Origin of the sequence: Bacteroides acidifaciens (assembly GCF_024623065.1) — a bacterium.
Taxonomy (GTDB): domain Bacteria; phylum Bacteroidota; class Bacteroidia; order Bacteroidales; family Bacteroidaceae; genus Bacteroides; species Bacteroides acidifaciens.
Window position 1 is genome coordinate 22,019 of the sequence record NZ_JANJZR010000015.1, and the last position, 23,127, is coordinate 45,145.

Here is a 23,127-nt window from a genome sequence, read left to right on the forward strand (position 1 = left end):
TTGCGTGCAGGCATGCTCCATTTTTCTTTTTTTTCAGCGAAAGGTTTGTATATCACTTCTTGACCATGCTGAAAGTGAATGTTGTAACGGGGAAATTGGGGAAATTTACATCTCCGACTTTTACTTCAGTTGCTTTGATAACGAATGCCAGTTTTTTGCCGTCATAAGTATAAACGCCATTCTTTTCAGCTTCAATAGTTACTGTTATAAGATTTTCAGCCGGTTCTTGTCCTTCTTCTTGTACTTGAATTGGTTCGGTGTATTTAATGTCCAGTGGTTCAGGTTTTAGTTGAAGTAAGATGTTAGATTTACTTTCATCAAAGGTCGGTGTATAAGGAATGTTGTAGTTGATATCGCCCAAATTTTTGATGATAGCTCCTGCATTTTCTTCACCGACGATGCTTTTAATCAGGTCGTTAACCGGAAGTTTCTTAATCATAATCTGATTGTCTTTTACTTCGGCAGTAACTCCGGCTCCTGCCGGTTCTTCTCCCTCTTCTGCATTTGCCAGGGGACTGACTGGGGTGGATTCTGTCAGCATTGTGCCGGAATAATTACCATCAACATCTTTAAGGGAATATACAGGAATGTCCGAATCGTCGTCACTGCTACATGCAGTAAAAGAAGTAACCATGCTCAGTGTTATTGCCAATAAATTCAACCTTTCAAAATTGAATTACTTAATAAAATGATAATCAATATATTATAAATTTGATTGATTTTATTGAGAAACAAAACAGGAACAAAATTGTGCTTTTAAGAGATTTCCCATTTTTTTGTTTTCATTGTGTTTCTTTCCTTGCACTTGCTTATACTCTTAACGGCTTTCATCCATTTTCGACATCATTTTTGCCCATCCTGTCCGAACGTCGCATCAGCGAATAATCATTGCAGCCAAAAGAAAAAACAAATCATTCTTGGAGTCTTTGCAAAGGTAAGTATTTTCGTCCAAACACAAACATACAGGCAGGCAAATATGCATACCTATATTTAGTTTACTTTGATTTAGCATATATATAAGGCTAATGTACTAAACTAAACTGAATTTTCGCCCCTTTTTGCGCCTTCTTCCCGTTCTAACCGTGCAGTCAAAAAAGAAAATGAATCCAACTCACATTTTCTCTTTTCGCTGCAATCCCCTTTTACAAGCAATCCTTCTTTTTACAGGATCTTCTTCTCTTCCCTGAGTTCGCCTATCCACTTCCGGTCTGCCTGATACGAATTGTGTCGCAAAGGTACCTGTCATGTCTTTCTTGTATGCAAGGTCATGCCTGACGGTTCACGACAAAATCTCCACCTCTGCTTTGCTGAGGTCGTATTTGGTTGTGAAACCATGCATAAAGAGCCATGTCACCTTTTGAGGCGACATAATTGAATCAAGCCCGAAAGTAGCCGACAAGCTACAAGAGGGAAAAAAGAAAAAACTTAAAATTTGAGATTATGGCGAACATTGCAACAAACATTTTCCACGCTACCACTGCGAACAAACAAGATCTCGACAAGATAGAGGCTTTCTTGGACGATAATTTTGACGGCTATATCAACCGGTATGCCGATGTTATAGATGCGGAATTTTCTTCTCGCTGGGAATACCCGGAAAAAGAAATCAACAAGCTGGTGGATTCGTTGGAAGCTAAAAACGAAATCTATATGCGCATACTAACTCACGAACTTGAAGATGAATACGTGAGCTTCAGGAAGTTCTCTCAAGGAAAATGGGAAATCAAATTATAACCGCAAAAACATTGCTCTATGTATGAATATGAAGAACCGTCCGACATCATCGGATTGCATTGCACACTGCTTAACCCGTACAAAGGCTACACGGAGGGTACAATCGTGGGCGACTATGGCAACACTATAGTTGTCCGCCTTGAAAGCGGTAAGGAAATTTCAGAATATCGTGATGAAGTGATTATTTATGATTAGCACCAACAGACCTATGGCACAGATAGCAACAAAATTCGTCAAATGGGACGTCCCCGAACTGACTACATTACGGGAAAGTCGTGTTTACAAGCTGCGGGAACGTCTGAATAGCGGCGATAAATTGAACCGTGAGGAGAAAAACTGGATTACCCGTAAAGTGCGGGAAAGCATCTATTTCAGCCGGGGCATTGCATTGAACGGGTATCATTTTGACTTCTCGGATATTCTCAAACGGTACTTTGTCAAACAGTACGGGCAAATTTGCGAGTATTACGCCATTGACAAAACGGCACTACGCTCTGTGCTGTACGGTAGAATTGAGGTCATTGTCGAAGTAAGCAATTAAAACAAGAATATGGAAGTAATAATCGAACACAGCTTTTGTCCCTATTGCGATGAAGCGACGGAGATTTATTTCAGAATCATGAACACGATTCTTTTTTCGGGCAATGAAGCTGAACTCCGTGCGGGAATGGAACATTTGAAGGAGGAAACACAGCTTGAGGAATATTTCACGTTCGGATATGGCGCACATCATATCTGGATAAGCCAGCGACGACCGAGCGACAAAAACAAACTGTTTAAGCATCGTGTTATGATGGCACGATTTTGACCTTTTGACATAACAGGATAGCACAAAATCCATTGACGAGCTATGCGGATTGAGACGGTTTTTCCGGTTTCAATCCGCATTTTCCCATAATGACAGACAAACCTGTCGGCACGATAACCTTTTTTACCTTGAACCGCCATGCGCTTCCAATACAAATGCCTCCGGCACGACAACCACCTTTCAGGAATACCCATTTGTATTTCCTCTTTTGGATGTACCCCTTTTTTACAAATCATCACCCTTTTGCAGGAAACCTTCTCTTCCCTGAGTTCGCCTATCCACTTCCGGGCTGCCTGATACGAATTGTGTCGCAAAGGTACCTGCCATGTCTTTCTTGTATGCAAGGTCATGCCTGACGGTTCACGACAAAATCTCCACCTCTGCTTTGCCGAGGTCGTATTTGGTAGTGAAACCCTGCATAAAGAGCCATGCCACCTTTTGAGGCGACATAATTGAATCAAGCCCGAAAGTAGCCGACAAGCTACAAGAGGGAGAAATAAAAACTTAAAATACAAGAGTATGACGATAGACGAAATTTTGCAGCATGACTTACGCTTCAGATACATGTTATTAGGTCGTTTGCAGGCAGATTGCGAGTATTACTTGGGGTTTGGGAACAGAAACACCGACCGCTTGTGGGCAGGTAATGAGGAAGCCCAAATCGAAACCATGACAAAACTTTATGAAAGTTTCAAAGAGGAAGAAAGACCTGAATGGCTGACGATGGATGAAATCAAGGAATACGGCAAGAAAATGATAGCGGAAGAAGAATAAAATCAATAGGTTATAAACGGGCAAACCGGGACATCCGGTTTCAGCCCGTTCTCTCCGTCGTGGCAGACAACAATCGTCGTCTCCGCGATTATCCCTTTTATCCTAAACTGCTATACACTCCCAATATAAATGCCTACGGTACGATAACCCTTTTTTACTGGAATATCATTTATTCTCTTTTGGCTGCGCCACATCCTTTTATAGCTGCCTTTCCACTCTCAGGACGCCACTCCACCGTTTTGCCGGAAAGGCAGGCTTCCGCCATTTTCCCTTTTCCTGCCTCTCCTTCCTCATATAACAGTCGGATAAGGACAGCGCACTGACGATATGCGGCACACGTCGGTTGTCGGCTCTTCGTCTGATGCACGCTCCACATCACAATGCGCATGGCCGGTCGGACAGCATATCGTTTATTGCCGCTTCCACCCAAGAGGCCGGACGGTACGTTTTCACGCCTCGATGTCCTTCTCCGCTTCATGCCGGAACGCGCCGTAATCTTGTGCCAGTAGGCGGACAGGTCTTTTCGGTTCTCCGAACCTGCCACGATTTGTTTCATCCCGCCTTTTCCGCGACCGGTTCCTATCGAAGTCATCATCATTATTCCGTTGCAAAGATAGTGTGCAGACGGCACCGGTTCCATGAACCTTGACCAATGGCGTACCGCACAAATCTTCCTTTATCAGGCCTCCGGTTTGGAGCTACGCCTCAAAATAAAGAGTATTTATGCGTTATCCTTGGTGCTTTCCCTTTGCTGCACCTACTTTTTCGGCACCGTAAAAATGATTCATTAACTTCAAAAAACAATCGCAATGAAAAAGATCGAGAACAATTTCGTAGTAACCGGATTCGTAGGAAAAGACGCAGAAATCCGCCATTTCACCACCGCAAGTGTAGCACGTTTCCCTCTGGCAATCAGCCGTCAGGAGAAGAACGGAGAGGGAACTAATCGCGTATCAGCCTTGATGAACATGGAAGCGTGGCGCAAAAACGAGAATACCGGGTCGTTCGACCAGCTCACCAAAGGCACGCTGCTCACCGTGGAGGGGTACTTCAAGCCTGAAGAGTGGGCCGACCAGGGCGGCGTGAAGCACAACCGCATCGTGATGGTTGCTGTCAAGTTCTATCCGGCTGTCGAGAAGGAGGAAGCTCCTACGGAGCCGAAAAAGAAAAAGGGCAAGAAGTAATCCCCGCCTTATTCTGAACAGAGCGGTCTCCCGACCGCTTTTGTTTTGCTCGTTGCCGTTCCGCAGAATCACAGCTTTTATACACTCCGTCCATTCTTCGCTTACCCGCCGTCCATTGATTTTCCCTGCAAAGTTAAGGCTGGCGTGAACCGGCAAGGCGCGGCTTCATTTGCGATTAACAACCATCAACTCGCAAGCTCGCCAATACTTCTTAACACAAATGGAACCATCCGTGACTGCCGCTTCCTCCTTGGCTTGTTCCCGCCTTTTCACCTTTTATTCCGCAGTAAAATCGAATCCCGTCGGGCAAGGTAAAAGCCTCCGACAACAGGGATAAAAAAGTAATACATTAACATTCAAAACGTATGAAACACATGATTTGGACAAGCGATGACTTGTTGAACGAAGCAGCCAAGGAAGATTATCAAAATTCCCAACGGGAAATGCTGGACGATGACACCTACGAGGTCAGCGATGAAGAATGGGCGGAAGAAGTTTATAACTGGCTGGACGATGAACGGTGCAACCTGAACAAACAGGTGGACGGCGTTATTATCGTGTTCGGAGACCTTGGATTGTGGAATGGCCGGAAGCAAGGCTACCAGATTTTGGGAAACAATATTGCCGACATCCTTAAATCCTCGTGCGAATATGCGGAATGGTACGGCGACGGCTATAACATTCGGAGTCGGATGACCCACCACGACGGCACGAACTACATCCTGTACAGGGTTGCCAAAGACCGTGAAGAAGCGGAACGTATCGCTGAGAAAATCTACAACCGTGAAATCGACGAGCAGGGTTTCCGCAAGAGAACACGTTCCCTCTATCCGTATGTAGCCGGTGTGTACGGCTGGGAAACAAGGCAGCGCAAGCCGGAGAAGCCTAACAAGGCAGCATAAGGTATCATCCCATAAGAATACCGCAGTCACAAAGACGATTGCGGTATTCTTTCTTATGTCCGACAAAGTGCGGCCCGTTTCCTTTTATAACAGAACCGTCAGTCGGTCCTCTTTCCAGGATATCCCTACGTACATTCCGCTCTATGGAGCGGTGTACCCATTTTTACATTCTTTACTTTCCCTCTGTTTTATTTTCACCGTACCTGTTCCCCCCATATTCCATTCCAGAAGCCCGGTTATTTTCTCTGCAAAGTTCGATTGCCGGCTGTCAGCCCTGTCAAGTACCACTTACGCTTGCCACTGGAAAATCTTCCTCTCCGACATATCGGGAGCGTATTTTCCGTGTCCTCCTTGCCTGGACCTGCCACCAATCCTCCGGGCAGAAAAATAATCAGCCTTCGGTACAGAAATGTATCGGAGGGAAAACAAAAAAAATTAATCTTAAAAATTGAAATGATATGACATTCAGAGAATTTATGCAAGAGAACGGGTACGAGTTGCAAACAACCTTTTGGAATGATTTTTCAATAGCCGACCGATTTGGTCTTTCGGCCGTTCAAGACACGTTCAACCGTGCTTTCGAGGAGTGGAAAGAAAACTACAAGTATCTCACCGAGTTGGTACTGGTGCTCAATCACAAGATATGGCAGTATCATGAAAAAAGGTCAGATTATGCAACGCTCTACAACACCCTCTACATACAGGCTGACCAGTATGCAGCGGAGAACCTGAAAGATGAAGAACTAAGCTATTTCTATGATGTTACGGATTAGCGAAGTCAGAACACGGTAATTACCGAACAGAAAAAGCACTCTCAAACAAATACTGCAACCGTCCCAGTGATGGCTGCAGTATTCGTTATTGAATGGCCGGAGTGCCAAACCGTTCTCTTTTATATGTCCCGGCAGACGGCTATCCCTCTTTTCTAACTGGTCACATTCCCTTTTTTATCTTCAGTAATCCATCCCTTATATCTATTTCCACCCTTCGTTTTTCTCTTTTCTGTCCTTCATCCTGTCACCGGTTTGGTTTTATCAGATGCAAAAGTCGGCTGTCGCACTTGATCCGGTGGCTTGAAGTGTATTTTCTGCAAAATTCTTCCTTCCTGCACAAGAGTAATTTGGCAGGAAAAGCCACCGCATGAAGTTATCCCGACAACCGTGTACCGCATCCATAAAACCCCAAAGCGGCTCAGGAGACAAAGAACTGATAAAGGGGAAATAAAAAGTATTAACCAATTAAAAAACAGAATCATGCCTAATCACGTGACAAACCGTTTAGAAATAATAGCGGACAACGAAACAGTACAGAAAGTAATGAATTTCCTGAAAGGGGTAAACGAGGAGGACGGTACGCCTTGCCACATCGACTTCAACAAGATTATCCCCATGCCCAAAGAACTGTTGATTGAAGCGTCCAGCAGTGGAAAACTGGGAATGGAGTATCTCACTGCAATGCAGCGGAAGCCGTTATATACACAGGATGACTTGGCAACCATTCAACGGGTGGAAGAACTGCAGGAAAAATACAGAAAAGAGATGTTGCAGCTTGGAGCGTCGTATCTGAGCAATCTGGAAAAATACGGTTATCCTACTTGGTACGAGTGGTCTATTGCCACTTGGGGCACAAAATAGAATGCCTATGACCAATATCTTGAAGAGCCGAACATCCTATGGTTTAATACGGCTTGGGAGAGCGTGCCGCTACTTATTCAAAAACTCTCCGAGGTATTCCCAGAGGTTGAGTTGCACTATGCCTATGCAGATGAAAACTTGGGGTTCAATGTGGGCAGAGGGATTATACAAAATGGTGAAATCGACATGACAATACCCGATGGCGGAAGCAACGAAGCCTTTGAAATCATGTTCTTTGTAAAACCGGACATGGAGGAATACTTTGAACTGACGGACGAAGGTTACAAGTGGATAGCCTAAACTTCCAATACCGGTAACAACCGAAGCGGATTCAGGATACACGGATGATAAGTGTGTCCTGAATCTGTTGCTGGAGTCATCCGCTTATATCTTTTTTGGATGTTTCTTTTATACCCATCTACCCATGCCGTTTCCCTTTGTACAGACCCTATAAATAAATACCGCAACACATCCCTCAAAGATGGTTACGGTATTCATTATTTGACAATCGGAACACTGTTTCACAGACGGTTTTCCAACAGTCTTGTTCTTTTTATTTTCCCTCTTTTACTGCCTCAAGAAACGTTTTTGCAGGTTTGAACGCAGGGACGGAGTGAGCCGGAATCACGATAGTCGTGTTCTTTGATATATTCCGGGCAACCTTTTTCGCCCGCTTTTTGATGATGAAACTGCCGAACCCGCGTAGGAATACCTCGTTTCCTGCGACCACCGAATCTTTCACGGTTTCCATAAATGCCTCCACGACGGTCATAGCAACCGCCTTTTCCACTCCGGTCTGCTGTGCAATCCGGGCTACAATATCCGCTTTTGTCATACTGCCAGAAATTTTTAAGTTATGAATTTTGTGTTAAGGTAATAATTATCACTTTATCTTCCATAGGTTGAAATTCCGAAAATTTACATCCGAACGGAACAGGAACTCCCGGACAAACACTGGTAGCTCCCGAAAACTTACAGAAAACACCCGATTCCATGCGGATTCCCTCGGTCCGCCATACCGCCGAGCCTACCTGTTACTCATCTCGCTTGTAGTCACTCTTACTGAAGCCGCCGAACACCCCTTTGAGGATTTTTCCCACGACCCAGAACACAGCGATTATCACTATTAATTCCATACTGCTATATATTTTTATTTAATCATATATTTAATGAAATATGTAATTACACAATTAAATAATTATATAATTACATACTTATATATTTTTGGATTACAGCTCATTGAGCCTGTCCTCATTCTCTTCGATATAGGTCATGATAATGGCAGCTGCCAAAGACCGCAACGGAATGTTACGACTCGCATTGACGCGAATAAGCTCCAGTTTCTTCTTGACCTCTTTGGGCAGCCAGATGGCGATGCCTTGCTCGTTGATGCCGGTGTACCTGGCGAGGTTCTCCTCGAAGGCCTTCTTGCCGCCGCGACGTGGCTTACCCGTTTTCTTCGGCGTTTCCGAGATTTCGTTTGCATTCTCGGTTACGGCCTCTGTGTCGTTTCCGGAAGCGGTTATACCGCGAACAATGTCATCAAGCCCCATGCTTGCCAGTGGATTGTCTATCGTCGGTCTGTTGTTTTTTGCCATAGTACCTATTCGTTAAGATGAAGTGTCTCGATGATTTTGTCGAATGAAGGTTCGACTGCCGAGAGCTGGTTTTTCTCCAGTGGGTACAAGGTGGTATATCGTTTGACGGCCACGCTCTGCTTTACCGTCGGTATGACTGTACCAACCAATCCCAGGAACTCGGTGGTCTGTGCCCTTTGGCGTAACTCTTCCGATTTCTTCTCGGACGTGTTGATACGGTTTGGTATGAACACGAGGTCTGCCGCTGACACGGTTTTCAGTGCCTTGACGAAGATACCCGTCGCGTCCACTGTGTCCGCATCGAACGAAACGGGAATGATGGCCGTGTCCGCCGACTTGTAGATGTATTCCAGATTGCGGTCATTCAAATTACCCGGGCAGTCTATGAGGACAACTCCCGGCACCTCTTTCAGTTTGCCCATGACGCGTTCAAGAAGCTCCCTGTTTGCTGTATCCAGCAAGTCCACGTTCCACGGGACCTGTACTTCCGGTGCTACATCCTTCTCGCGCTTCCTGTGACGGTACAATGACGCCTGCAAATCCGCATCGATTGCCATGACGGGGTAGCCCCGTTCAGCCAGATAACTTGCAAACAGCGCACATAGTGTTGTCTTTCCGACGCCCCCTTTGATGTTGCTGAATATGATGATTTTGTTCTTCATCGCTCTATGTTTTCTTTAATTATTTTCCTTTTGCAAAGATACGGATTTCCATCCATTCCGCCAAGGGAAAGCGGTATATAATTATATATTTGTTATCTTATTGAATTATATAATTATATAAGACATAAACATAACTAATAGCTCGGATAATCAATGTGATAACAAACGTATAAAAGACAATCCGTACACCATCTTGACGATAATGTACGGATTGTAGTTATTATATTATATAATTATGTAGTTACATAAATGAAAAGAACACGTCCGCTTGGAAATCGGCATTGCCGACATGAACCATGCTTGCGCCCCGCTTAGTCAGACAGTTCTTCCTCAAGACCGTCATCTCCTTTCTTTTTCCTTTTTCCCAGAGGACCGCTGAACTTGCCCCGGTTGAGATTTACCTTGTACTTGTTGAGAATGCGGAACACCGAACTTCGGCTGTTATAACCGCTCACGGCAAGGATGGAATCAATCGAATGACCGTTGTTGTACATATCCACGATGGTATTTTCCCGGTCTTTCTGATCCATGGCCTTTACCGCTTTTGTCCGCGCCCCTATGTTCTGTTGCAGTTGCATGGCATGGGCGGACGAGTTACGCAACACCGTTACCTCCTCGGCAAGTCCCCCCAGCATGTTCAGCACATCGACAGCCGTCGTCTCGGGGAACATCTTGCCTGCTGAATCTATCCTGTCATGGATGGAGATAATACGCACTACCTTGATACGGCAGAACTCGATGAACGATGCCAGCTCGCGCGTTCCCCGCACGGCATTGCTGAATTTGGATACCACAATTTCGTCGCCACGTTCGAGCTTGGAGATAAGCTGCTTCCATTGAGGTCGAAGCGACTCGTGTTCAACTGATTCCTCTACTATCTGTATGCACCCGTGCTGTTGCATCCACTCTCTGTCCGCGTCGAATCCCTCATAAAGATCCGCCTTGAATATATAACCAACTTTTGCCATACCATCTATATTGCTATGCTAACAAGTGCAAATGTAAGAGTTTTATTTCATCTAATATCATACTTTGGTTGAAAAAATGAACTTTGCCACTTTTTTGACCGCTTTTTCTTCACTTGTTTTCACTGAAAATCATACTATTAAGTATGATATTGAAAAATAATCAAAAAACGGAACAGGGTGATAGATGTCTTGAAAATAATACATAGATTTGCGGTTAAAATATGAAATTAAAATATGATTTATATATGTCATACTTAAAAATTGCACTTTCCGCTATCGGAATATATGCCATACCAGTTGCCGTTTTCACCTTGACATCATGCGGCGGAGGAAGCGGAAAGTCATACGACGAAGCCAAAGACACCCCTGCCGGAACATACAGAGAATACCTGTCCGAACTACGAACACAGGACAGGCTCTCTTTTGAAGGTTTGACGGCACGTCTCGGGCAATGGCAGACGGTCAGGGATTCCGTGTCCGCACATATCCGACGGGACACGCTGTGGCGTTCCCACACCGATATGCGCAAAGAATGTCTCTTGCTGCACGATTCCATCCGTATGGAATTTTCCCGGCTGGCGCTGTCGAGACCGCGCACCTATAAAGAGGTGCTGGCACTTAAAGAGCACTTCTCTCCATACGCCGAAGACGGGGAGCTGCATCGCTCTGCGCAGGAAATACAACCGTTTTTCGCCTCGCTGGACAGCCGCATGGCATACCGGGGTGGCAAAGAACAACTTTTGTCGGCGTACCGCACGCTTCTCTCCGAGACACAGCGCAAGGGCATACACGGACACAGCGACCTTACCCGGTTCATCGGAAAGGAAGATGCCCTTTTCCGTGCTTTCCTTGCACGCCTGAACGATTACGACGACATGGACCTGTCCGACATCACCCGCGATACGGAAAAATGCTGCGCCGAGGTGTTCCGTGCCGCCGAGCGGCAGGAAATCACCTATAAGGAAGCCATGCTCTACATGGCCATGCGCACCAACCGGCGGGTGATACAGAATGTACAGGCCTGCCTTGACGGAATACACCGGGGCGAGGTTACCACACCCCGACAAGCCCATGCCTTTATCTGGATGATTCTCCAGCCATACGCCTCGCTGGACGGTTTCTGCCTGGCACTGCTTTCACCCCGTGAAAAGGAGGTGCTTGACAGGATGGCGACGGAAACGCCCGGTGCTTTCAGCACTTTGCGTAAAATCCTGTCCTCGGAGAACGACAGGCTGGAAGAATTGCCCGGTATGCTTATCGAAATCCACATCGCCACGCTATAAAAACAAAGTCTAACAAAATACATGATATGATTATGCTACGACATTTTCTGGACGACTTCATGGCGTCCGTTCCCCTGCAGTTGCCCCGGCTGCTTAACATTACGACAATGGAAGAGCCGAAGTTCTACGGCGACTACGTGTTGCTCACGTTCCCGTTACGCGATCCTTACGATTTGGAAGAGGTGATGGATATGTTTGAGGATGATATGGAGCTAATCACGCTTTACCATCACATCCCAGGCGGATCTGGTAATTTCGGACACAGTACCTGCGCTTATTCAAACCCCGCATTCGGACAGATGTTTAAAATCAATGCCAGGACGGAGGCGGATGGCAAGGTGCGTCATATCACCGCGACTGTCTATGATTCGCTGGAAATGATGTACGGCGACCTCTGCCTTGACCTGAAACTGCACTCCAAGAACGGGCATTTCAAGTACAAGAAAGACCATGCGGATGTCCTGATTGATTTCTTTTGAAACACCGGGCCATGCGAAATACGATATACCGGCAGCTGGTATTCTGCATCGACACGTACCGTACATGGATAGAGGTCGCCGACGACAGTCTCTACAAGGAACATGTCATCAAGAGACGCACCCGTACCGACTACCTCGTTTCCCGCACGCTGGTACTGCGTGCCTACAAGGACAATGCTCCATACGACAAGGGCATGACGTGGATGGTTCCCGAACACGAACTGGACAAGGCTTTGGCCACCTACCGAAAGCAGGACGCCTCGTTCAAGACCCGTATCAAGAAAGGCGACAGCTACCTCTCGGCAAGAGATGCCGAAGCCATTATCCGGCTGGCCACCTACGGCGTTATCCGGCTTGAACTTGTGGTCCGGCCACTTAACATATTCTCAAACTCATATTATCTATGACTTGGATTATACTGCAATTCCTGTTTCTCGCCATGCCTGTCGCCATAACATCGGCATTGTACAAGAGCAACCGTCGTTTCATGGACAGATTCTACGAGAGAATGGTCCGCAACGAAAAGGCCCGCAAACTCCACACGTGGGTACTGCTCACCGTGCTGCTCCTGTACCACTATGTATATACGAACGGACACCCCGGTGATTTCGGTATCGTGTTCTCGACCATTGTATGTGCCGCATTGGCCTCTCACAGACGGACGGACCGCTGGCTGCGCTACCTGCTCGACCGGCCGCGTGCGTTCGCCATCTACGCGCTCGTGGCAGTGGTCATCGTCGGCATACCGCATCTGCACACGCTGGCCGTTACCATCTCCTTCGTTCTTCTGGCAGCCTTGTTCTATCCTTCCGTGCGGGTAATGTCCGAATGGAAGGAAAACGACATGGATAAGATTTTCAATTGGGTTGAGCACCCCGAGACATTTGCCGAAAGCTATCACGACAATCATCACGTAATGTTGCCGCACGAAGCGGACAACGACAACTTGATAAACCCGAACAATTTTCACAATGACAAATCATCAAAAAAAGAATCAAAATGAAAAATGGAAATGAAATGCCGGCCTCCATACTGGCAAACGTAGAGGTTTTCGACTACCTCAAGGAAAAAGTCGGCGAGCGAAAGACAAGGACGGAAGCCTACGCGGACCTTCTGGATAAATCGCTGGCAGGTTTCGTATCACCTTTTTTAAGAAAGCAGGACTATGAACTCCGTCCATGCCAGTGTCATGTAACTGTTTCCGACCTCGCCTCGGAGTGGCGCTGGCACCGCGCTACCGTCCGCTCGTTTCTGGACACGCTCGAAGCGCTCGGACAGTTGGAACGCACCCGGCTGACGAAAAGCGTCATCATAACCATGCCCTTGCAAACCGGACATCCTGCGGATTCACGCAATGTACAGGAAACACCCGGCCTTGCCGACCAACTGCGTGCGGTATTGTCCGACTGGGTAATCGGCAAAGCGGAACTCGATGACATCGGATACGAGTGCGAGCGGCTCGTCCGTCAGGCGATGACCGAGACAGGCGTACCCGGCATTTGCCCGAAACCGGACAACTCCTCCTCTGTCAATTTGGCCGCGAGTGATGACGAACGGGCCGTAAAAATCTGCACGACCGCTTTGGGGTGTATTTCCCATGCCGCCATGCAGCGGGCGCTACGCAAGCGAAGGTTCGACAACGGTTCGGAATTTTTGGAAGACTTCCGTACCCGCTTCGACGGAGACTGGACGGGCATCGTTGAAATTTCGAGATTGCTCGCCAAGTATATTCTCGATCCCGAAGCGGAGGAAGACAATCTCGACGATGACGACAAGGAGATTTTCGATGCGCTTTCCAAGCCTTTCATGGCGCTCGCCGCGAGGGCACAGGAAGCGGCGTATCAGACCGGAGACCGCAAACCGAATGTATAACCCCGGACGATTCGCCTTTGGTCCCGGTCGGGAACCTTGCCAGTTATAACAGGCACGCGGGCTTGCCCGCCTGCCACGGAACAGAGGGAGTGGGGAGCCTAATACCCCACCTGCCTTACGTCGGCGGGAAGGGTGTCCTTTGGAACAGCAAGCTGGGACACGGTGGATTGACCGAAATAACACGAAAACAATATGGCAAATGCAAAACAAGTGCTCGACGTTCAGGTGTCGAAAGGCATCACCACCGCCCAAAGCAACGAGCATCAGCGTAACCGTAGCGAAAAGGCGGAAAAGTACGCCATGAAAAAAGGCAACTACGATCCGACGCGCAAACAGTTGAACTTCGAGATTGCTCCCGGTGGTAAAATACGCCCCATAGACACGAGTCGGAGCATTCCCGAACGCATGGCCGACATCTTGAAACATCGTGGCATCAAGGACCCCAATGAGGGGCTGGTGGAGCCGAAATACCGCACGGTCGTGAACATCATCTTCGGAGGTTCGCGAGAGCGGATGCACGAGCTGGCGTTCGGCACGCAGCAGGTGGATTTTGAGGAGGGCGCGGACAATTCACGCATCAAAAGGAAAGGCGACATCGAACGCTGGGCGAAAGATGTCTATTCGTTCGTGAGCCGCAGATACGGCGAGCTGAATATAGCCGCCTTCATTGTACATCTGGACGAGCTGAACCCGCACGTCCACTGTACGCTTCTGCCAATCAAGGACGGCAAGTTTGCGTACAAGGAGATATTCGCCGGAAAGGACAAGTTCGAGTACAGCGAACGGATGAAACAGCTCCATACCGACTTTTTCGCCGAAGTCAATACGAAATGGGGAATGTCGAGAGGACGGAGTATCGCCGAGACCGGCGCACGGCACCGCACGACCGAGGAATACCGCCGTATGCTGTCGGAGGAATGCACGACTATGGAGGAACGGATTGGCCGTCATCAGGAAGTGTTGTCCTCCCTGCAATCGGAAATCCGGCTGGCAGAACGCAGGGTAAAAGGTCTTACGACGATGGTAGAGAACCTCGAAAAGGCGAAAGCCGAAAAGGAGGCGCAGCTATCGGCAGCCGAAAGCGACCTGAAAGCGAACAAGGGGGATGCAGTGCAATTGGCCGTGCAGGTTCAAGGTTTGGAGAAAGAGCTGCAAGGAATCACCCGGCAACTGGCAGACAAACAAGGCAAGTTGCAGGCGGCTGACCGACAACTCGCCGACCTGAAAGAGAACATGAGTGCCATTGAGGAACGCACGGAAGAACTCAAGGAAGAAGCCTACCGGTATTCGCACGACGTACACTCCAAAGTGGACAACCTGTTAAAGGATGCCCTGTTGGAAAGTGTGGTCAGCGAGTTCCGGAACGTGTCGGCACAGATGGGCGTGTCAGAACGGCAACTGTTTGACGGTACACTCGTACAGTCCATCGCGGAACAGGGTACGGAAGTCATGCACTGCGCTACGATGCTCTTTCTCGGCATGGTCGATGATGCCACCACGTTTGCCGAAACACATGGCGGCGGAGGCGGCGGAAGCGACCTTAAATGGGGGCGCGACGATGATGAAGACAACCGGGCGTGGGCGCTCCGCTGCATGAGGATGGCAAGTCGTATGATGCGTCCGAGCATCGGCAAAAAGTCCAAGCGGTAAATGGCGGATAATCCCGTAAATAAATCAAATGTATAACATAAAATCATCAATATATGACGAAACAAATCATTTTTATTTTTGCGCTATTTTGCTCGATGCAGACATGGGCAAATAGCCAACCCAAACAAGAGGACACTGTACGATACACGTCCCATCATGTTGTCACTGAACAGCTCCAATCAATGCCGCCGGCTTATCTCGACGGAGTGGTACTTCCGGCTCGCGGAAGCGGCAACTGGTTTGTCAGCATTGCCGGAGGCACGACCGCTTTTCTCGGCACCCCGCTCGGTTGTGAGGACTTGTTCGGGCGGATGAAACCCTCGTACAGCCTCGCTGTCGGCAAGTGGTTCACGCCGTCTGTCGGCGCACGGATAAATTACAGCGGCCTGCAGTTCAAGGACGCCCGGCTATCCACACAGGACTATCACCACATCCATGCGGATCTGCTATGGAATGTGCTCGGTTACGGGTACGCCCGGCAAGAACAGGTGCGCTGGAGCCTTGCACCCTTTGCGGGTGTCGGGCTACTACACCACGCTACCAACGGGCACAATCCGTTCGCTATTTCCTATGGCGTACAAGGACAGTATCGTATCAACAGCCGGTTAAGCGCCATGTTGGAACTCTCAAGCATGACCACATTCCAGGACTTCGACGGGTATGGCAGGGCGAACCGTCTCGGCGACCACATGGTGTCGCTCTCGGCAGGGTTCACGTTCCACATCGGGCAGACCGGATGGAAGCGTGCGATAGACGCCACGCCCTACATCCGCAGGAACGAATGGCTCACGGACTACACGAACTTCCTGTCGGAGGAGAACAACCGTTCCAAGGGGCGTATCGATCAGGACAGGCGGACGCTTGCCGAATTGAAGAAGATACTGGAAATAGAAGGTCTGCTCGACACGTACAGCCAACTGTTCGGGAGCGAGGATGCCACCGGACGCCAATATCCCGTGAACAATTACAGTGGATTAAATTCACTCCGGGCAAGGTTGAAAAACAGGCATTGGGACGGGAAGTCGCTTCTTGAGGGCGAGTATTCATACGGAGATACACGGACGGACACCCTGACGGCTGCTAATCGAAACAGCACGTCCGGCATCAATGAAAACGGAGGCGGGAACGGCAATCTTTCCGATACCGATACCATATTCACGTCTGGAAGATATGCCTCCCTTGCATCTGACGGAAGCGAATGTATTGGCTCTCCCGTATATTTCTTTTTCTCCCTCAATTCGAACAGACTGACGGATGCTTCGCAAATGCTCAATCTTGATGAATTGGCACGGGTAGCAAAGAAACACGGGGTGGCGGTGATGGTGACAGGTGCGGCGGACAGTTCAACAGGCACGGCAGACATCAACGAATCATTGAGTGCATCACGCGCCGCCTACATTGCCGATGAATTGAAGCATAGAGGAATCCCGTATGACCGCATAACACAGACAGGCAAGGGCGGTATCAGCGACTATGTACCGATAGAAGCCAACCGCCATACGAAAGTGGAACTGTTCTTTCTTGAAACGACAAAAACAACGAAATAATACATACGATTAACTGAAAGAAGAGTGCTGTTTCTTTCGATTCGGCACTCTTCTTTGAAACGGGAAATTCAACTATTTATATAGTTTTTTTACAGCCATCTCATTTCAGTGATTTCATGTGGTTTTCCACAAACCGTTAGTCGTGCCCACGCTACAATTCTCCAAGGACGTCCTTCTTTTCTTCCTATGACAAATGAATAGAATTCGTCTGTTCCGGAAATAAGACCATATACATCTTTGTTCAATTCAATCTGACAATCTACTATCAGTTCAGCAAAAATTCTCTCTCTTTGAAATATTTCACATATAATGTTTTTGGATTCTCTCATCCCTTTCAAATGCTTCTTTATTTTCGTATCTATACGCTCTGTCATTAATGGCAAGATGACAGACATAACGTCTGCCTTGTTCGCCTTTACTATAAAACAAAGCCATTTTACAGCCGGAAAATTTTGAGCTTATGGCCCATTTCTCATGTGGAACTTCAGTATAAGATATTTTACCCGGAACATAAGGTACAGGTATTGCACATGGAAATTGTTCGTACCAAATGGTTTTTAACATGTAATCGGAGACGAGGCGGTCCTTGTCATTTGTATCTCCGCATTGATGTTCGAAAGGATATAACCATGCAGGAATGTCGTTACCCATATAAATATACGAAAAATAACTGATAATTCAATATAGCGTCTAAGGTTTTTGCACAGGCTCTCGGGTGCTTACAAGAAAAATGCATTAATCCTCAGAAATTTATAATCTATATCTGTGATGTTGAATAATTTATAGTATAATTATTGTTATTATTATTAAAATGTAAGTACTACACCAAAATACCAAGTTTTTAAAGAATGATATTTTTTATAAATACTGGAATAGTCTGAATAATAATACAATTCATTAGTTTCATTTTTAGTATTCAATATATTATTTATTGATAAATATACAGTTAATGTACATGTTTTGAAGGTCATGTATTTTGACATAGATAAATCCAATCTGTTATATGCTCTATTTTGAAATTCTTCTAATTGACTATATATAGGTTCATATGCCTTTGCTTCAGAATTCCAACGAGAAGAAAGTACCGGATAATGCAGGTTATAACTTCCAGGACGTCCTATATACATAAGACCGATTGAGAACAATTTAGGATTACTATATGTAATTGATGGTTTCAAAAAATATAAAAAATTATGTCCTCCTTTATATTTTGTTCCATTTACATTCGCTTCTTGTTTGATTGTTGAATTAGATAAAGATATAGTAAGATAATTCCATAAAGTTTGCGATATTGAGAATTCAACCCCCAAAGTCTGAGTCTTATTTATAGTGTAATAAAAGTCAATGTCTCGTTCTCCACTTTCTTGCTTATAGTATAATGCCGATTGAATCTTAGTTTGTCTATTTTCATATATATAGTCCAAAGAAACTTGTTTGCTCTTCAATAATCTGTATTTTAAATTATAATAATCAGGCTGTGTGTAATTATGATAATGTCCAGCACTTAAAATCAATGTATGATTATTAGCAGGTACATACTTTAGGCTATATTGAAAACTAGTGTATTGTTTTTGTTTATTGATTGGTATGTTTGTTCTAGCTCCTATTGACATAGAAACTCTTTTATGTATATCCCAATTCACATAAAAATATGGTTCAAGTATATAATTTGAAACTATTGTATCTTGATTATAGGTAGGAGATTCCTTATTCATCGCATAATAATACAACGGAACTTTATTTTTTACCAAAGTATTCTGGTTATCTAAACTTACCCCTGTTTGAAAAGTTATTTTTTTTGTAATATCTGTTTTATAATCTATTGACGCATAATGGGAATAGTCTTTTGAGTTCAAAATATTATTTCCAAATAGCACTTCTTTTTTTTCGTAATTATACCCATGATTAATTTTAAACATCCCTTTTTTAAAAAATATAACAAAATTGTTAACAGAGAAATATCTTAATCCATTAGATTTAAGATTTCCCTGGTAAGCTAACATTGCAGATGTACCATTATAATTCTCGCTCATAAAGTAATTATAAGAATTAAAATACATTTTATCATTAAGAGTATATCGAAAATTTATACCCACATCTTTTGTATCATAACTTTTCATATCAGGCAAACTCTTAGTGTTTATTTTTTTTAGCAAATATGAATTTTGCCAATTTCCATAAATTTGAATAAAAGTAGATTTTCCTTGTAACTTTTGCCCCATTGAAAAGCCAATATTTCCAATCCCTGCTGAAAGTTGATATGTGTTTTTGCTAATTTTCTTAATAGTTGATATATCTATTATCCCCCCTGAAGCATTGCCAGTTATTAAAGGAGGATTGGATGGATATACAGTTTGTACGTCTATCATCTCAGGATTAAAAATACTAAAAAAACCAATGTTATTTAAACTTGAAGCTCTTACTGGGCGATAAATTGGTACGCCATTGTATATAACTCTTGAACGATCAGAACTGCTTCCACGCAGAGATGGATTTGCGCTTTCATCACTATTGGTAGAAGCAGGCATATTAATTATGGCTTTTAAAGGATCGGCTTGAGATATAGGATTCATATATATATCTAAACTGCTGAGTTTTTCTGTCGAAAATTGCTCTGATATTGGAGTAGTCCCTGCAATAACAACTTCATCTAAAAGTACAGGGTCGGCATTTAATGTTATGATATTCTTTGAATCCTCTTCCAATTCAACAGCCGGAATTCTTTTATTCTGGTAGCCAATAAATGTTATAATGAGGGTGTCATTATCATATGTATAAGGAATAGAAAAATACCCATTCAAATCACTTATTGCACCATTATGAGGATTTGATTTAAAGTAAACATTAGCAGCAAATATAGGCAAATTCCTCTCATCCACCACTGTCCCTGATATTTCTTGCGCATTTACAATTTTTGCTAAAGTAAAAACTGTAATTAATGATATAAATAATTTCTTCATAATATATTGTTGTTGAATGGATATAGCTAATTTGAAATTCTGAAACAGGTAATATAATATTAAGAACCTTATTCCAGAATTTCAAAGAGATTTTTTACAACTTAGACTTATTGTACTTTAGAGTATAATTATCGGGATATTCTAATAGTCCTAACTCAATGTATTTTTTTGCTTGTTTCATATTGTTTTTTTTTATATAATAATTTGTCAGTAATTCATAGCTCTCTTGTCTGCCCCAGGAAGGTAAATAAGGATTGGCAATTTTTTGTATAGAAGAAATAGAAAGAGCTTTCAATGCATATTCTTCAACCTTATTTCCTCCACCATAGGTTTCGGGAGTATAATAATCATTATTAGCCAAGACATAGTATACTCTTGGATTGTTATCATCAAGTTTTAAAGCACGCTCAATATAATCAGTTGCACTTTTAGACGCTTGAATTACTTTTGGAAATTTTAAAAACTGACATGAGAAACTGTGTAACATTGAAAGCAGGGCACAATCTTCCGAATTCTTTTTCTTTATTGATTCTAATGCGTCAATACCTTTCTTTAATTCTTCGTAAGATTTACCTGTTTCACTTTTTTTTAAATAAAATATACTACAGTAATAATGAGTATATCCTTTCCAATATAGGAAAATAGAATTATTGCTTTTGTGATACAATGATGAAAATTCATCAATAAGTGATAACATTTTTGAGTTGTTTTGTTCAACAAATGAATTCATAAAAGCATCCATTATTCTATTATGAACATTCTGTTCTTCTTGTGTTTCCACACAAATTTGATCATTCATGTAAAAACATACGCTAGTAGTGGCATAGGAGCTCTGAAATACTACACTTAGTGCAATAATTGAAATTAATAATAGAGACTTCATTTTTTTTAATTTAAATGGTTAAACATATGTTATAAATTTATATAGCTTTTCAAGTTTTCAACATATTGCTCAAAAGCCAATTTCCCTTGTTCTGTTATGAAGCACATCGTTTGAGGACGTTTACCAACAAATTCTTTTTGTATGCATATATAATTAGCCTTTTGTAATTTGCTAAGTTGGATACTAAGATTCCCTGAGGTTGCATGACACGTTTCAAGTAGATAAGTAAAATCAGCTTTTTCTGCATTTAAAAGAATTGACATTATAGCCAATCTCAATTCAGAATGAAGTAGCGGATTTAATTCTTTTAGCATAACCTTTTGTATTTTATATATATTCCTGGAACAATCATACAAGCTATAGCCCAAATTGCATACGTTAATGGTATAATGTGTGGAATATTGATAAATGTAATAAATGAAACAACAAATCCTCCAAAGCCTGAAACTACTACATACTTTGCATTTAAAACTAAACCTGATATTGCAACACCGATAGATACTATCAATAATTCAATAAATGGGATAATGCTATACAATAATTCGGAACCATTAAAATGATATGACACCCCGATAAACACTGGTGTTAAAACACAGAAAATGCAACAAGTTATCCATATATATTTTAATATCTTGTCGACATAAGTAAATAGTTTTTCCTTATGCTTCAATCCTTTATTCCAGACACAACCAATAACGGGTATAATGAACCAAGCAAAATTGCAAAGATGATTGTTTATAAATAAATTAAGTATAGTTACAATTATAGATGCTGAGAGAATAGATACTCCCCATACTATAAATTGATTCCCACCTCCAACAACAATATTTCTCCGAGTGTTTCTGATCATTTGTATTATTAGTTCAATACTCTCAGTTTCATTTAATTTCTTATTTTCCATAATGAATTCTTTTATTTGTAAAACAATTTATTTTATAAAGTAATGTGACAAATAAAATTATATATTTAGTATATCCTTAAAATCAATTAATCGTATTAATAAAATAATAAGAATACTCCATAATATGAAATGAATATACCAAGCAAAACTAAACATGTATTTATTAATTAATGAACGATAAACATTCAAACTTTGTGGGCTTGAGTTTATTATTTTATTTTTATAAATTACATATGCAAAGACATAATCTGAAAAGAATGGATTAGTTTCACATATTAACTGAAAAAAATATACTGCAAACAACATCTTCATCATATTATAATTAATAAATAAAAGCAATATACTAAGTCCCAAGATTGTCGTTAGCGAACCAGAAAGAATAATAGCACAATGTTTAATAATACTTGTTGGCCACTTATATCGAATATAAAAATGCGGTACAGGTTGACATGAGACTCCCATGCTATAAATAGGTATATTAAATATCTTCAGAACTATATAATGTCCTAATTCGTGAAGAAATATAATTATCAAGGAAAAAAGCAATAATTGAATAATCTCAATCATAAGTTTATCTTTTTACTTCAATTTTTTTAATCAAAATGATAAAAACGCATACCGGAATAACAGCCCATGGAAGTATTGACCAGTCATATATTCCATATCTAATAATATTTAGGATACCATTTAAAGGTAGAATATCCCCCATAGTTTTGATAACAACGCTGATATCTCCTACAGAATAAAAAACATCACTGACAAAAATAGTTAATAAATAAACAATATGTACAATGCTTTTTTCTGACTCCATCCGTATGTTAATAAAATAAAGAACAAGCCCGATAAAAGAAAATAGGGTAAGTCCTATTAATAAACCACTAATAGCATTAACTATATCCATAGGCGTTATCGTACAGTCAAAAAACACGATTCCTATCGCATACATAAGGGCTATGATAACCATTAAATTAATTATCTTTGCCACAACTATACTCATCATATAAAATAACACACTAAAAGGCATTTTTCGTATGTACTTTATCATTCCAGACATATAAAACCTTTTCACACTCTGACCAATGGAAAATATTCCTTCACTCGCTATGGTCATTCCAATGACACCCGTTAACATGAAATTTGAATAATCAACGTTAACATTACCCCATAGTGATGTCATTATCACAAACAAGAATATAGGAAAAACTACAGAAAAGAAGATAGCTTGCCTTACATGTAGATATTCTACTATTCTATAATATACAAGACTAAAAAAGACTTTTATCATAAT

Annotated in this window: 27 protein-coding genes and 1 pseudogene; 16 read left to right on the forward strand and 12 right to left on the reverse strand. The window is 43.2% G+C overall.

All coding sequences use genetic code 11. The annotated features are described in order from the left end of the window. Nucleotides 1-52: 52 nt before the first annotated feature. Nucleotides 53-634, reverse strand: a complete 582-nt coding sequence (locus tag NSB03_RS06575) for a DUF4840 domain-containing protein (RefSeq protein ID WP_257466294.1) — start codon at nucleotides 632-634, stop codon at nucleotides 53-55. Nucleotides 635-1,440: 806 nt separating this feature from the next. Between NSB03_RS06575 and NSB03_RS06580 the strand changes: the two genes are divergently transcribed. The 5 genes from NSB03_RS06580 to NSB03_RS06600 all read left to right on the forward strand — a co-directional run bounded on the left by NSB03_RS06580 (nucleotide 1,441) and on the right by NSB03_RS06600 (nucleotide 3,316). Further along, nucleotides 1,441-1,734, forward strand: coding sequence for a hypothetical protein (locus tag NSB03_RS06580; protein WP_024986602.1), 294 nt, complete (start codon nucleotides 1,441-1,443; stop codon nucleotides 1,732-1,734). An 18-nt stretch (nucleotides 1,735-1,752) separates the two neighbouring features. Continuing rightward, the gene (locus NSB03_RS06585; protein WP_024986601.1) at nucleotides 1,753-1,929 is read left to right on the forward strand and encodes a hypothetical protein; all 177 of its coding nucleotides are present in this window, start codon (nucleotides 1,753-1,755) and stop codon (nucleotides 1,927-1,929) included. Between the two features lie 13 nt (nucleotides 1,930-1,942). Next, complete coding sequence (locus NSB03_RS06590; protein ID WP_024986600.1) at nucleotides 1,943-2,275, forward strand: hypothetical protein; 333 nt, start codon at nucleotides 1,943-1,945, stop codon at nucleotides 2,273-2,275. Nucleotides 2,276-2,284: 9 nt separating this feature from the next. Next, entirely contained in the window at nucleotides 2,285-2,542 is a 258-nt protein-coding gene (locus tag NSB03_RS06595; protein ID WP_024986599.1) for a DUF8466 domain-containing protein, read from the forward strand. Between the two features lie 519 nt (nucleotides 2,543-3,061). After that, on the forward strand, nucleotides 3,062-3,316 hold the full coding sequence (locus NSB03_RS06600; protein ID WP_024986598.1) for an LPD11 domain-containing protein: 255 nt from the start codon (nucleotides 3,062-3,064) through the stop codon (nucleotides 3,314-3,316). 169 nt (nucleotides 3,317-3,485) lie between these two features. On the opposite strand, the gene NSB03_RS06605 is transcribed toward NSB03_RS06600, so the two are convergent. Continuing rightward, the gene (locus tag NSB03_RS06605) at nucleotides 3,486-3,956 is read right to left on the reverse strand and encodes a hypothetical protein (protein WP_024986597.1); all 471 of its coding nucleotides are present in this window, start codon (nucleotides 3,954-3,956) and stop codon (nucleotides 3,486-3,488) included. 169 nt (nucleotides 3,957-4,125) lie between these two features. Here NSB03_RS06605 and NSB03_RS06610 point away from each other — a divergent pair, with 169 nt between their 5' ends. The 4 genes and pseudogenes from NSB03_RS06610 (at nucleotide 4,126) to NSB03_RS20750 (ending at nucleotide 7,336) form a co-directional block, all read left to right on the forward strand. After that, nucleotides 4,126-4,500 (forward strand): single-stranded DNA-binding protein, encoded by a 375-nt coding sequence (locus tag NSB03_RS06610; protein ID WP_135036408.1) that lies wholly within the window; start codon nucleotides 4,126-4,128, stop codon nucleotides 4,498-4,500. 365 nt (nucleotides 4,501-4,865) lie between these two features. Next, the gene (locus NSB03_RS06615) at nucleotides 4,866-5,402 is read left to right on the forward strand and encodes a hypothetical protein (RefSeq protein ID WP_024986596.1); all 537 of its coding nucleotides are present in this window, start codon (nucleotides 4,866-4,868) and stop codon (nucleotides 5,400-5,402) included. A gap of 458 nt (nucleotides 5,403-5,860) precedes the next feature. Then, complete coding sequence (locus NSB03_RS06620) at nucleotides 5,861-6,175, forward strand: hypothetical protein (protein WP_024986595.1); 315 nt, start codon at nucleotides 5,861-5,863, stop codon at nucleotides 6,173-6,175. Between the two features lie 480 nt (nucleotides 6,176-6,655). After that, nucleotides 6,656-7,336, forward strand: a pseudogene (locus NSB03_RS20750) (DUF1281 family ferredoxin-like fold protein). A gap of 253 nt (nucleotides 7,337-7,589) precedes the next feature. On the opposite strand, the gene NSB03_RS06635 reads toward NSB03_RS20750, so the two are convergent. From NSB03_RS06635 to NSB03_RS06650, 4 genes are all read right to left on the reverse strand, one after another. Continuing rightward, the gene (locus tag NSB03_RS06635) at nucleotides 7,590-7,883 is read right to left on the reverse strand and encodes an HU family DNA-binding protein (protein ID WP_257466296.1); all 294 of its coding nucleotides are present in this window, start codon (nucleotides 7,881-7,883) and stop codon (nucleotides 7,590-7,592) included. A 382-nt stretch (nucleotides 7,884-8,265) separates the two neighbouring features. Then, nucleotides 8,266-8,634 carry a hypothetical protein gene (locus NSB03_RS06640; protein WP_024986593.1) on the reverse strand — a complete coding sequence of 123 codons (369 nt, stop codon included), beginning with the start codon at nucleotides 8,632-8,634 and terminating at the stop codon, nucleotides 8,266-8,268. A 5-nt stretch (nucleotides 8,635-8,639) separates the two neighbouring features. Beyond that, nucleotides 8,640-9,296, reverse strand: a complete 657-nt coding sequence (locus NSB03_RS06645; RefSeq protein ID WP_024986592.1) for a ParA family protein — start codon at nucleotides 9,294-9,296, stop codon at nucleotides 8,640-8,642. A 311-nt stretch (nucleotides 9,297-9,607) separates the two neighbouring features. After that, nucleotides 9,608-10,264 (reverse strand): recombinase family protein, encoded by a 657-nt coding sequence (locus tag NSB03_RS06650; protein WP_024986591.1) that lies wholly within the window; start codon nucleotides 10,262-10,264, stop codon nucleotides 9,608-9,610. Nucleotides 10,265-10,509: 245 nt separating this feature from the next. On the opposite strand from NSB03_RS06650, the gene NSB03_RS06655 reads away from it, so the two are divergent. The 7 genes from NSB03_RS06655 (at nucleotide 10,510) to NSB03_RS06685 (ending at nucleotide 17,095) form a co-directional block, all read left to right on the forward strand. Continuing rightward, a complete protein-coding gene (locus NSB03_RS06655) occupies nucleotides 10,510-11,547 on the forward strand; it encodes a hypothetical protein (protein ID WP_128824262.1) in 1,038 nt (345 codons plus the stop codon). Nucleotides 11,548-11,573: 26 nt separating this feature from the next. Continuing rightward, complete coding sequence (locus tag NSB03_RS06660; protein ID WP_024986590.1) at nucleotides 11,574-12,026, forward strand: hypothetical protein; 453 nt, start codon at nucleotides 11,574-11,576, stop codon at nucleotides 12,024-12,026. 11 nt (nucleotides 12,027-12,037) lie between these two features. Beyond that, the gene (locus NSB03_RS06665; RefSeq protein WP_024986589.1) at nucleotides 12,038-12,433 is read left to right on the forward strand and encodes a hypothetical protein; all 396 of its coding nucleotides are present in this window, start codon (nucleotides 12,038-12,040) and stop codon (nucleotides 12,431-12,433) included. Beyond that, the gene (locus NSB03_RS06670; protein WP_024986588.1) at nucleotides 12,430-13,029 is read left to right on the forward strand and encodes a hypothetical protein; all 600 of its coding nucleotides are present in this window, start codon (nucleotides 12,430-12,432) and stop codon (nucleotides 13,027-13,029) included. The genes NSB03_RS06665 and NSB03_RS06670 overlap by 4 nt, the downstream gene beginning before the upstream one ends. Then, nucleotides 13,026-13,898 (forward strand): MarR family transcriptional regulator, encoded by an 873-nt coding sequence (locus NSB03_RS06675; RefSeq protein WP_135036399.1) that lies wholly within the window; start codon nucleotides 13,026-13,028, stop codon nucleotides 13,896-13,898. Before NSB03_RS06670 ends, NSB03_RS06675 begins: the two co-directional genes overlap by 4 nt. Nucleotides 13,899-14,090: 192 nt before the next feature. Next, nucleotides 14,091-15,548, forward strand: a complete 1,458-nt coding sequence (gene mobV / locus NSB03_RS06680; protein WP_024986587.1) for a MobV family relaxase — start codon at nucleotides 14,091-14,093, stop codon at nucleotides 15,546-15,548. Between the two features lie 53 nt (nucleotides 15,549-15,601). After that, on the forward strand, nucleotides 15,602-17,095 hold the full coding sequence (locus NSB03_RS06685) for an OmpA family protein (protein WP_024986586.1): 1,494 nt from the start codon (nucleotides 15,602-15,604) through the stop codon (nucleotides 17,093-17,095). Nucleotides 17,096-17,395: 300 nt separating this feature from the next. Here NSB03_RS06685 and NSB03_RS06690 read toward each other — a convergent pair whose 3' ends face one another. From NSB03_RS06690 to NSB03_RS06715, 6 genes are all read right to left on the reverse strand, one after another. Next, entirely contained in the window at nucleotides 17,396-17,746 is a 351-nt protein-coding gene (locus NSB03_RS06690) for a hypothetical protein (protein ID WP_135036396.1), read from the reverse strand. Between the two features lie 155 nt (nucleotides 17,747-17,901). Further along, the gene (locus NSB03_RS06695; RefSeq protein ID WP_024986584.1) at nucleotides 17,902-20,055 is read right to left on the reverse strand and encodes a TonB-dependent receptor; all 2,154 of its coding nucleotides are present in this window, start codon (nucleotides 20,053-20,055) and stop codon (nucleotides 17,902-17,904) included. Nucleotides 20,056-20,149: 94 nt separating this feature from the next. Further along, the gene (locus NSB03_RS06700; RefSeq protein ID WP_187367864.1) at nucleotides 20,150-20,938 is read right to left on the reverse strand and encodes a tetratricopeptide repeat protein; all 789 of its coding nucleotides are present in this window, start codon (nucleotides 20,936-20,938) and stop codon (nucleotides 20,150-20,152) included. Nucleotides 20,939-20,967: 29 nt separating this feature from the next. After that, entirely contained in the window at nucleotides 20,968-21,252 is a 285-nt protein-coding gene (locus NSB03_RS06705; protein ID WP_024986582.1) for a winged helix-turn-helix domain-containing protein, read from the reverse strand. Next, complete coding sequence (locus NSB03_RS06710) at nucleotides 21,246-21,839, reverse strand: hypothetical protein (RefSeq protein WP_024986581.1); 594 nt, start codon at nucleotides 21,837-21,839, stop codon at nucleotides 21,246-21,248. The genes NSB03_RS06705 and NSB03_RS06710 overlap by 7 nt, the downstream gene beginning before the upstream one ends. Before the next feature lie 571 nt (nucleotides 21,840-22,410). Then, nucleotides 22,411-23,124 carry an ABC transporter permease gene (locus tag NSB03_RS06715; RefSeq protein WP_135036387.1) on the reverse strand — a complete coding sequence of 238 codons (714 nt, stop codon included), beginning with the start codon at nucleotides 23,122-23,124 and terminating at the stop codon, nucleotides 22,411-22,413. Nucleotides 23,125-23,127 lie beyond the last annotated feature (3 nt).